9 protein-coding genes and 2 tRNA genes are annotated in these 10308 nt (G+C 68.7%); 10 read left to right on the forward strand and 1 reads right to left on the reverse strand.

Going from position 1 to position 10308, the window contains the following annotated elements:
• Nucleotides 1-1042 precede the first annotated feature (1042 nt).
• The 6 genes from VFI59_02010 (at nucleotide 1043) to VFI59_02035 (ending at nucleotide 5817) form a co-directional block, all read left to right on the forward strand.
• The gene (locus tag VFI59_02010; GenBank protein HET6712472.1) at nucleotides 1043-1528 is read left to right on the forward strand and encodes a hypothetical protein; all 486 of its coding nucleotides are present in this window, start codon (nucleotides 1043-1045) and stop codon (nucleotides 1526-1528) included.
• A gap of 159 nt (nucleotides 1529-1687) precedes the next feature.
• Nucleotides 1688-1763 (forward strand) — tRNA-Thr (locus tag VFI59_02015).
• 1014 nt (nucleotides 1764-2777) lie between these two features.
• Complete coding sequence (locus tag VFI59_02020; protein ID HET6712473.1) at nucleotides 2778-3488, forward strand: dienelactone hydrolase family protein; 711 nt, start codon at nucleotides 2778-2780, stop codon at nucleotides 3486-3488.
• Nucleotides 3485-3946: a nitroreductase/quinone reductase family protein gene (locus VFI59_02025; GenBank protein ID HET6712474.1), complete on the forward strand. Its 462-nt coding sequence runs from the start codon at nucleotides 3485-3487 to the stop codon at nucleotides 3944-3946. Before VFI59_02020 ends, VFI59_02025 begins: the two co-directional genes overlap by 4 nt.
• 31 nt (nucleotides 3947-3977) lie before the next feature.
• Nucleotides 3978-5363: an NAD(P)/FAD-dependent oxidoreductase gene (locus tag VFI59_02030; protein ID HET6712475.1), complete on the forward strand. Its 1386-nt coding sequence runs from the start codon at nucleotides 3978-3980 to the stop codon at nucleotides 5361-5363.
• A 10-nt stretch (nucleotides 5364-5373) separates the two neighbouring features.
• Nucleotides 5374-5817 carry a DMT family transporter gene (locus VFI59_02035; GenBank protein ID HET6712476.1) on the forward strand — a complete coding sequence of 148 codons (444 nt, stop codon included), beginning with the start codon at nucleotides 5374-5376 and terminating at the stop codon, nucleotides 5815-5817.
• Between the two features lie 18 nt (nucleotides 5818-5835).
• On the opposite strand, the gene VFI59_02040 is transcribed toward VFI59_02035, so the two are convergent.
• On the reverse strand, nucleotides 5836-6585 hold the full coding sequence (locus VFI59_02040) for a BTAD domain-containing putative transcriptional regulator (protein ID HET6712477.1): 750 nt from the start codon (nucleotides 6583-6585) through the stop codon (nucleotides 5836-5838).
• 323 nt (nucleotides 6586-6908) lie between these two features.
• Between VFI59_02040 and VFI59_02045 the strand changes: the two genes are divergently transcribed.
• From VFI59_02045 to VFI59_02060, 4 genes are all read left to right on the forward strand, one after another.
• Entirely contained in the window at nucleotides 6909-8090 is a 1182-nt protein-coding gene (locus VFI59_02045; protein HET6712478.1) for a calcium-binding protein, read from the forward strand.
• Nucleotides 8091-8231: 141 nt separating this feature from the next.
• Nucleotides 8232-8303, forward strand: a tRNA-Met gene (locus VFI59_02050).
• Between the two features lie 71 nt (nucleotides 8304-8374).
• Complete coding sequence (locus VFI59_02055; GenBank protein HET6712479.1) at nucleotides 8375-10084, forward strand: DNRLRE domain-containing protein; 1710 nt, start codon at nucleotides 8375-8377, stop codon at nucleotides 10082-10084.
• 83 nt (nucleotides 10085-10167) lie between these two features.
• A partial coding sequence (locus tag VFI59_02060; protein HET6712480.1) for a GTP-binding protein occupies nucleotides 10168-10308 on the forward strand: 141 nt, incomplete at its 3' end.

Consider the following 10308-nt stretch of genomic DNA (forward strand, 5'->3'; position numbering starts at 1 on the left):
GATGCCGTTGGCGGCCCCGAACCCGTCAAGTTCCACAGCAACCGCCGGGTACAGAGACATATCTGGCACGTCCGAGCATCTCCATGACCAGCGAGGATCCTATCGAGGAACGACACTCCGTGATGCGCGAGTGTTCATGAAGCGTAGACCGACACCGACGAGGTCGGTGGACCTAGAACGCGAGCGACATGATCCCCCTGGGGCCAGACCGTCGAACACCTAGACCCGCGCCGACAGGATGAGCTTCGCGATCCCGCCCTCGCCGAACCCACCGGTGATGGAAGCTTTCACCCTGCATCGATCCGGTCGCCAGTAGGCCATCTCGATGCGCCTGTCGATCCGCTCCCCATCCGAGTTGAAGTGATCTTCCCGACGCCTACGCCCAGACCACTTGAAGCACACGGTCGTCCAGTCCACCGAGAGGGGGTAGCTGGGGTTTGACCAGAGCCGTAGCCGCAGCTGACGCGGGTGCTCTGCCTTTCCAGAGGCATCGCAGCCCAAGAACGTGCCATGGATCTCGCAGATCCCGATCCGCTCCTTGGAAACCGAAGCCTGCGACGATCCCGCATCCACGAGAAGCAGTGCGACGACGATGACTCCGACAACTGTTCGCTTCACGGCAATCCCCCTGGTCGCTTGGCGAGATCAACCCGCCTTGCTCGAACCATGGGACGCCGCGCTCAAGAACGGCACAAGAACCGCTCCGCAAGCTCGTCGAGGCGGGCCCCACATCGGTGCGCGAGCGAGGCCTCCCCGGTCGCAGGTACGTCGCCCCCTCCGAGCAAGCCGCTCATCGGGATCGAGCGGTGCGGCGCCTGAATGGACGGGACCGCAACAGCCCGCGAGCGTCGCGCAGTCCGGCGACCGAGTGGCTTGGTCCCCTTACGCGTTGACTGGAGGCCGGTCCATGAGGCCGAAGGGGATGTAATTGCCAAGAGAGGTGACTTGGTACGAAAGGCGATAGATGACGCCGTCCGTATCCCTTAGGAGCGGATGGAAGGGCGTTCGGATCGAGAAGAGCGTGCACCTCGAAGATCGTGTCGTGACGCTTCCCGATGGACGCGACACCACGGTTCGCCTCTTCGCCCGCGCCGGCGCGGTCGGGATCGCGGAGTTCACCGAGTCCGGCGAGAGCCGGTTCGTGCGCCTCAGACGCAAGCGCGTCCATCGCAACCGGCTGAAGGACGGCCGCTTCGCCTTCTATCAGGACTACGTGCTCCCCCCAACCTACGGGGGAGGGACGATCACGGTGAGGCTGCACGCGAACGACGACGACGCGGCGCGCGGCTTGAACCGCACCGAGAACGTCAGGGCGATCCCTCCTGGGGATCCCGACTTCTACCGGCTGTACGCGCGCAGGAACGACTCGGAGTCGCTGAACCGTTTGCTCGAGGACTCGCTCTACATCGGTCGTGCTCACAGCCTCGGCCGTTCGAGGCAGCTCGTGGACCTACTGGGGTGGGCGCTGCTCGTGACCTCGCTCACGCTCGCTCGCCGTAGGCTCGGCTGGCTGCCCTTAACCGCCTAGCGCCACCCCACCTCCCCGCAATCTGCTCCAGGGGCGGGTTCCGCGTGCGCGGATCACGCGCAGACACGCGCCGAGGAGCGTCTGCTACCGCTGCAAGACGGGTCCCGTGTGAGCGCTCTAGACTGCGTAGCTGCCGAGCGGGAGTTTTCCGCCGGCCTGGCCGGAGTAGCTCAGTCGGCAGAGCGCCTCCATGGTAAGGAGGAGGTCAGGGGTTCGATTCCCCTCTCCGGCTCCACGTTTCACCCCCTTTGACATGCGCGGACTTGAGGGGTTGACACTCTTCGAGCCAGCGTCCAGGTTTTCTGACGATGGGGGCGAGGATCGCTGCAGTACATCGGTGCGTCCACCGAATGCCGGAATGTCATCCGCAACTGGAAGCCGTCGCGCAGTCGCGAGTGACGAGTCGCTCTCTGGAGGTTGCAGGGCAGGTCACACAGGTCGACTGTGGTGACGTTCGGCCGACCAATCCAGCAGGCCGCTCTCGCACGTTCGTGCCGGCTCGCCAGTCGTTGACCCGATCACGACCAACTCAACCGTGCCCGTTGCCGACCCGAACTTGACCACCCCTACTGCATGAAGGCTGGTGGCATAGAGTCGTGCGCGCTCGAATGGTTCGCCTAGCTCAAACTCTCCGCCCTCTCCGAGCCGGGGACTCGGCCGAGGCTGAATCCCGATCTCCACCCGGAACACCGAGTCGTCATCACACTGCGTGGAAGCGCGGACGATGAAGGATCGCAGGAAGCGACGCCCGCTGTCTCGCTTCAAGATCTTGATCTCCACGGGACGCTCTTGTGACGTATGGCCCCTGTAGGTAATGAGCTGGCCCGCGGAGGCCGGGAGAACAAGAGTCAGCACGACGCCTATGGATATGAGAAGCACTACCACGCGTCTCGTACGGCTCTTCACGCCGCGCATCATCACACGCGGTCGCGAATGCTGGCGAGGCCTTGCCAGGCTGACGAAAGCGGCAAGCTACGAGTCGCATCTCTGGACGGCGGCCACGTCCTCCGGGTCGGCCGGATCGAAGTTCACGTCTAGCCCACTTCTGTTGACAGATCGCTCTGCGTTCGAGGCGTGAAACCATCGTCACCCCTTGATACGACCGAGGTTGTACCGTCCGTGTGTGGCCGTTTGTGGATGGTGAGGAGAAGGTCAGGGGTTCGATTCCCCTCTCCGGCTCCATCATCGCCGCAGGTCAGCGCCTCAGGGGAGACCGCGGACCTCCGACCCGGGAGACGACACGGTGGGGATGGCGACGATCGCCGGTGGTGCGGGGCAGATGCCCGTGTACCTGGCCACCCCGGACGGGGACGGGCCGTGGCCGGGGGTCGTCGTGATCCACGACGCCTTGGGGATGTCGGCCGACCTCCGCCGCCAGGCCGAATGGCTGGCCGCGGGCGGCCACCTGGCCGCCGCGCCCGACCTGTACACGCGCGGTGGGCGGCTCCGATGCCTCTTCCGCGTGATGCGTGAGGCCGTGGCACGATCCGGCGGCGCCTTCGACGACCTCGAGGCCGTCAGGACGTGGCTCGCCGAACGGGAGGACTGCACCGGCCGGATCGGCGTGATCGGCTTCTGCCTGGGGGGAGGGTTCGCCGTGCTGCTGGCGGCCAGCGAGGGATACGACGCCTCGAGCGTCAACTACGGTGCGGTGCCGAAGGACGCGATGACGCTCTTGGCCGACGCCTGCCCGATCGTGGGGAGCTACGGCACGCACGACAGAGGATTGCGATCGTCTCCCCCCCGGCTGCGGAATGCCCTGAGGGCCGCCGGGATCGATCACGACATCGTGGTGTACGCGGACGTCGGCCACGCCTTCATGAACGACCCCGACCCGGACGACGTTCCCTTGTGGGCGGCGGTGGCCGGCAGGATCGATCCCTCCGAGTTCCACGAACCCTCGGCGCTCGACGCGCGGCGGCGGATCCTCTCGTTCTTCGACACGCACCTGCACGGGTGAACCCCGCTGTGGACGTCGCCACCCGCTTCGAGCACTTCGTGGACACGCGATCGGTTCGGTTCGGGGTATGGCTCACGAGGCTGACGAAGGGGCAGGCGTCCTGGAGGTTCTGGCACAGGCGTGTGCTGGTCCTCACCACGCGCGGACGGCGGACCGGGCGCACGCGGACGGTGCTCGTGCAGTACTTCCCCGACGGCGACGACTTCGTCGTCGTTGCCGCGAACAGCGGCATGCGTTCGCCGCCGGGTTGGTACTTCAACCTCCAGGTCGACCCACGCGCACGCGTCGAGGCATGGGGTCGGACCTACTGGACCGAGGCCGAGGAGATGAGCCCCGAGGAAGCTGCCGCGTTCTGGCCCCGGGTGCTCGAGATCGCTCCCGACTACGAGCGGTACCCGCGCCGGGCCGGACGACCGATCCCGTTGGTCCGGCTGCGGATCACAACGGCGTCGACATGAAACGCATCGATACGGACATCGGGAGGGTGCTGTGAGCGACGGGTTCGACGTGATCGTGATCGGGGCCGGGCCGCCGGGGGAGAACGCCGCAGGGCGATGCGCCGACGCCGGACTCACCGTGGCGATCGTGGAGTCGCGGCTCGTGGGGGGCGAGTGCTCGTTCTGGGGATGCATCCCCAGCAAGACCCTGCTGCGCCCGGGCGACGTGGTCGCAGCAGCGCGCAGGGTGCCGGGCGCCGCCGAGGCGATCACCGGGGCGATCGACGACGCCGCCGCCTTCGCCCAGCGCGACTACATGACGAGCTCGTGGAGCGATCACACCCAGACGCCCTGGCTCGACTCGAAGGGCATCGAGCTCGTGCGCGGTCGTGGACGTCTCGCCGGCGAGCGTGCGGTCGAGGTCGAGACCGACTCGGGGGCGAGGCGGCTGACGGCATCGAAGGCCGTGGTGCTCGCCAACGGCACGACGCCGGTGATGCCGTCGATCGACGGGCTCGCCGACGTCGGGGCGTGGGACAACCGCGACGCGACCTCGACGAGCACCGTGCCGCGCCGCTTCCTCGTGCTGGGCGGCGGGCCGATCGGGGTCGAGCTCGCGCAGGCCTTCCGCCGGCTCGGCTCCGAGGAGGTGACGGTCGTCGAGGGCGGGCCGCGGCTGCTGGCCCGTGAGGAGCCGTTCGCGGGCGAGGAGCTCGCCGCGGCGTTCGAGGCCGAAGGCATCGCTGTGCGCACCGGCGTGAGCGCGACCGCGGCCTCGCGAGACGAGGCGGGCGTGCACCTGAAGCTCGACGACGGCTCGGCCATGGAGGGCGACGAGCTGCTCGTCGCCGTTGGCCGCCGCCCGAACACCCGCGACGTCGGGCTCGAGACGGTCGGCCTCGCCCCCGACGAACGGCTCGAAGTGGATGACCGACTGCGGGTGCGAGGGGTGCCGGGGGAGTGGCTCTACGCGGTCGGCGACGTGGCGGGTCTCGCCCTGCTCACGCACATGGGTAAGTACCAGGGCCGGCTCGCCGGCGACGTGATCGCCGGGAAGGACGTCGTCGACCGATCCGACCGAGATGCGGTGCCCCGCGTCACCTTCACCGACCCGCAGGTCGCCGCCGTGGGGCCGACCGAGGCCGAGGCGCGGGAAGCCGGCATCGACGTACGGGTGGTGTCCACCGGCACGGGCGACGTCGCCGGGGCCTACGTCCGCGGCAACGGCATCACGGGCACCAGCCAGCTCGTGATCGACGAGGGACGAGGCGTGGTCGTCGGCGCCACCTTCACCGGCCCCGACGTGCAGGAGATGTTGCATGCGGCGACGATCGCGGTCGTCGGCGAGGTGCCGCTCGAGCGACTGTGGCACGCAGTGCCGGCCTTCCCGACGGTCAGCGAGGTCTGGCTGCGGCTGCTGGAGGCGTACGGCCTGTAGCCTGCACCGGATGTCCGCCACCCGCATCGCGATCCTCATGGCCCTCGTGGCCGGTCTCGCCGGTGCGGCCCAGGCGTCGGTCAGCGGCGCCCTCGGCAAGCGGGTCGGCAGCGTGCAGGCGGCGGCGTTCGGATCGATCGTCGCCGCCACGCTGCTCGTGGGGCTCGCCGTGGTCTCGGGACGCGGCTCCGGCATCGCCGACGTCTTCCGCCAGCCGGTCTGGCTGCTGATCTCCGGCTTCTTCGGCGCCGGCATCGTGCTCACGCTCGCCTACGCGCCGCCTCGCATCGGCACGTTCGCGACGGTCTCGCTGATGATCGTCGGGACCCTCATCGCCGGCGCGGCGATCGATGCGTTCGGCTGGCTCGGCTCGGAACGCATCCCGGTGACGGCCGCGAGGCTGATCGGTCTGTTCATGCTGACCGTCGGCGCGGCGCTCATCCTCAAGCGCTGAGCGTGGCTCGCCGATCGCTCAGGCGCTGAGGCCGGGGCGCCTCGCCAGGTCGATCGTCTCCTGGGAGGGCTCCACCTCGAGCTCCTGCCACAGCTGGCGCGTGAGCGAGTGCAGGTGCTGCATCGCCCGCGCATGGTTGCCCTCGGCGATGTGCGCCCGCATCAGGGCTCGGTGCGCGGATTCCCGCAGCGGCTCCGCCTCGATCGCGAGCAACGCGCACTCGACCGCCTCCGCGTGGTCGCCCCACGCCGCCAGCTGGTCGCACAGCCGTTCCAGCGCGTGCAGCCGCAGCTCGTGGAAGCGCTCCCGATCGAAGACCAGCCACTCGTCGTCCCAGTCGGGGAGCACGTCCAGGCTGAGGGCGGCGGATGCCGCGCGAGCCTCTTCGCGGGGCAGTTCGCCGCGCAGCGCCCGGCGAGCCAGATCCTCGCGATCGCGCACGTCGACGTCGACCCCCGGGGACAGGTGCAGGGCCTGGCCGATCGGCTCCACGATCTGGAACCGCGTGCTCCGCAGTCGCCACAGGGCGGTGCGCAGGTTGGCGAGCGCGTGATGCGTGTCGACCTCGGGCCACAGGATGCCCGCGGCCCTCGATCGATCCATCGTCTCGCCGCGGATGGCCAGCAGCGTCGCCAATCGCTGGGCGGCCATCGGCAGCCGGGCGATCGCCTGGCCGTGGGAGAGTCCGAAGCAGCCGAGCAGCCGCAGTCGAACGACAGGTACCGGGAGCGTCTCGACTTCCGACTGCGTAGCCCGCACAGCGATCACCGTTCCTTCTTCAGGGGGGAAGGCCCTGAAGACGCTCGACCCGACCGGGGCCTGCACTGCCCCGTCCGGATGCCCGATCGCCTCCGGGTGTTGCTCGGTACCCGTGCGTTCTACCCCGAAGCAACGTGAGGGCGCAAGTGGCAGTTCAACCGTGCACAGGAGGTGACACGTCGAACGTGAGACCTGACAGGCGCGACGGAGCGTTGACGCCGAGACGACGGAACGTTGACGCACCAGCCACGAACGAGGGCCACGCTCCCCTCAGGTGGCCCGGGGCGCCGCCCCGCCGACGTCGGCGGAAGCCCGTTCGAGAGGGGGAACACATGAAGAAGTCGATGGGGCGGAGACGCCATCGTCGAATCGGAGTTCTGGGGGCGGCCGCCGCGCTCTCGGTCTACCTGGTCGTAGCAGCGGTTCCGGCGAGCGCTTTGGTTACGTGTGGAGTGACCGGCACGACCCCGAGCCAAACCTTGACGGTGTCGATCTCCGTCGCCGAGGCCGCGACCATCGCGGCGAACGCGACCCAAATCACGGTCACCGGTTGTGCTGCTGTCCTCAAGGCGGATGTGTCCGCGATCGTCGTGAACGCAGATGCGCTGGCTGAGGTAGAGAACCAGACCGTGAGCATCGATGGCACGGATGGCTTCACGGCTTCCATCGTCGTGAATCTCGGAGCCGGAAACGACACGGTCAACGTCATCGACACGACCGGAGCCGATCCGATCACCGTCGATCTCGGAGAAGGCAATGACAGCTTCGACGGGACGGGTGGAGACAGCGCGGTCACGGTGAACGGCGGGGCCGGCGGCGACATCCTGCTCGGCGGGGGCGGCGACGACACGCTGAACGGTGGTGACGGAGCCGACGAGATCAGCGGTGGCGACGGCGATGACACCATCGACGCGGGTGCTGGCGACGACCTCGTTGGCGAGGCTGGAGCACTGCCCACTCCTACTGAGGGCGGCGGCGACGGTGACGACACGATCGGTGGCGGCACCGGCGACGACGAGCTCAACGGCGACGCCGGCCGCGACATGATCTCGGGCGGCGCTGACAACGACACCCTGAACGGCGGGGACGGTGCCGACTGGCTCGCCCCGGGCGAAGGTGACGACAGCGCCAGCGGTGGTTCGCACAAGGACACCGTCTCGTTCGCGGACGCCACCGAAGCGGTTGAGGTCGACCTGACCGACGGCACCGCCAGCACGGGCGCGGACGACGACCTGTTGGACACCATCGAGAACGTCGAGGGGTCCGCCCTGGTTGACACGATCCGTGGCAACGGCGGCAACAACAACGTCACCGCCGGCAACGGTAACGACGCCGTCCGCGGCGCCGGTGGCGACGACGACCTCCGCGGTGGTGGTGGCAAGGACACCCTGCGCGGCGGCGACGGTGACGACGATCTGTTCGGCCAGGGTGGCGCAGACCGCCTGTTCGGCGGAGCCGGCACCGACTTCTGCAAGGGTGGCAAGGGGAAGGACAGGATCAGAGGCTGCGAGTAGCAGCACGCGACCACGTTCGGATCTTCCCTGGGAGGGTCGGCCCGAAAGGGCCGGCCCTCTCTATCACGTGCGGGCTCATGTGATCGTTCCCTCGTGCCGACGCTCGTCGAGCGTCGGTAGACTGGGAGGTCGCAGATGCGAGGCGGCGTAGCTCAGAGGTAGAGCAAGCGGCTCATAATCGCTGTGTCGGTGGTTCGAGTCCACCCGCCGCTACCGAACGGTCCCGTTCCACGAGGCTCGCGCACCGTGTAGTCTCGCGCCCAATGGAAGGAAGGTCCCCCCGGATGCGCCCGCGCCTGACTGCGGGTATGGCCGTCGCGGCTTTCACCCTCGCACTCGTCACGGTGCAGGGTATCCCCGCGGCGGGCGCCGTCGCGACCGACGTCTTCACGCCCGCGGCCGACACGTTCGTGATCGCGACGAACCCGTCGAAGAACTTCGGAGCCTCGACCACGTTGAAGGTCGACGTGAAGCCCGACACCCGCAGCTACCTCAGGTTCCAGGTCGACGTGTCCGACCCGGTGGTCGACGCCACCCTCCGCCTGTACTCGGCGGCGGGGTCGTCGGTCGGGGCCTCGGTGCGTCCGGTCGCGAACGTCACGTGGGGCGAGCTGGCGGTCACCTACTCGAACGCCCCCGCGTTCGGGGCGCCGATCGCGGTGACCGGACCGATGAACGCGGGCTGGACCTCCGTCGACGTCAGCCCGCTCGTCACGGGCTCCGGACCGGTGAGCCTCGCGCTCACGACGACCACGAGCTCGACGATCAAGGTGAGCAGCCGGCAATCCGGGGCGACGGCGCCCCAACTCGTCGTGCGCACGTCGTCCACGAACGATGTCGAGGATCCGAGCACGCCGGGCGACCTGTCCGTGAGCGCGACCGGGCCCTCGCACGCGCTGGTGACGTGGACGGCGTCGACCGACGACGTCGCCGTCACCGGGTACGACGTCTTCCGCGACGGGCAGCTCGTCGGGAGCGTCGACGCCGACACGCTGTCGTTGGCCGATGCGGGGCTCGAGCCCGAACAGACCTACGAGTACGGGGTCGAGGCGTTCGACGCTGCCGGGAACCGGTCGCCACGAGCCGGGCCCGTCTCGGTCACGACGCCGGGCGCGTCGGTCGATCCGGTGGTCGTCGCGGTGGGCGACATCGCGTGCGATCCCGCCGTCACGGCCTTCAACGGGGGGCTGGGCACCGCCACGCAGTGCCAGCAGATGGCCACGTCCGACCTGGCCCTCTCGCTCGATCCCACGGCCGTGCTCGCCCTGGGCGATCTGCAGTACGCCTGCGGCGGCTACTCGGCCTTCCTGCAGTCCTACGACCCGTCATGGGGCCGGCTGCGATCGATCACGCACCCCGTGCCGGGCAACCACGAGTACGGCACGACGACCACGCATCCCACGGGAACCGGATGCTCGGTGGCCTCCGATGCGTCCGGCTACTTCGCGTACTTCGGGGCTGCGGCCGGCGATCCCACGAAGGGCTGGTACAGCTTCGACCTGGGCACGTGGCACGTGGTCGCCTTGAACTCGAACTGCAACAAGATCGGGGGCTGCGGGTGGACCTCGCAGCAGGCGCTCTGGCTCCAGGCCGATCTCGCGGCCAGCGACGCCCGGTGCACCCTCGCCCTCATGCACTTCCCGAGGTTCAGCTCCGGGCCGCACGGCAGCTATACGTCGGTGGACAAGCTCTGGCAGCACCTCCGCGCTGACGGGGCCGAGATCGCGCTGGCGGGGCACGACCATCTGTACGAGCGGTTCGCTCGCCTCGATCCGCTCCAGCAGCCCGACCCCCTCGGCATCAGGTCGTTCGTGGTGGGCACCGGGGGCGCCAATCAGTACGCGGTCGCCACGGTGCAGCCCGGCAGCGAGGTGCGTATCGACGACCGCTACGGCGTGCTCGAGCTCACCCTGTCCGACGGTTCTTACGCGTGGCGATTCGTGCCGCTCGGCGGGGGACCGGCCCTCGACGCGGGCGCCGAGACCTGCCACTGACGACGCGTCTGGGGCCCTCCTCGTTCCGCTAAGCTGGTCGCTTCGCACCGGCGTCAACCACGTGAAACGAAGAGGACGAGGACATGTCGAAGCAGAAGTTCGAGCGGACCAAGCCCCACGTGAACATCGGCACGATGGGCCACATCGACCACGGCAAGACGACCTTGACCGCGGCGATCACCAAGCGCCAGGCCGAGAAGGGCATGGCGGAGTTCACCCCGTTC

The organism is Actinomycetota bacterium (genome assembly GCA_035697485.1).
Lineage (GTDB): Bacteria > Actinomycetota > UBA4738 > UBA4738 > HRBIN12 > JAOUEA01.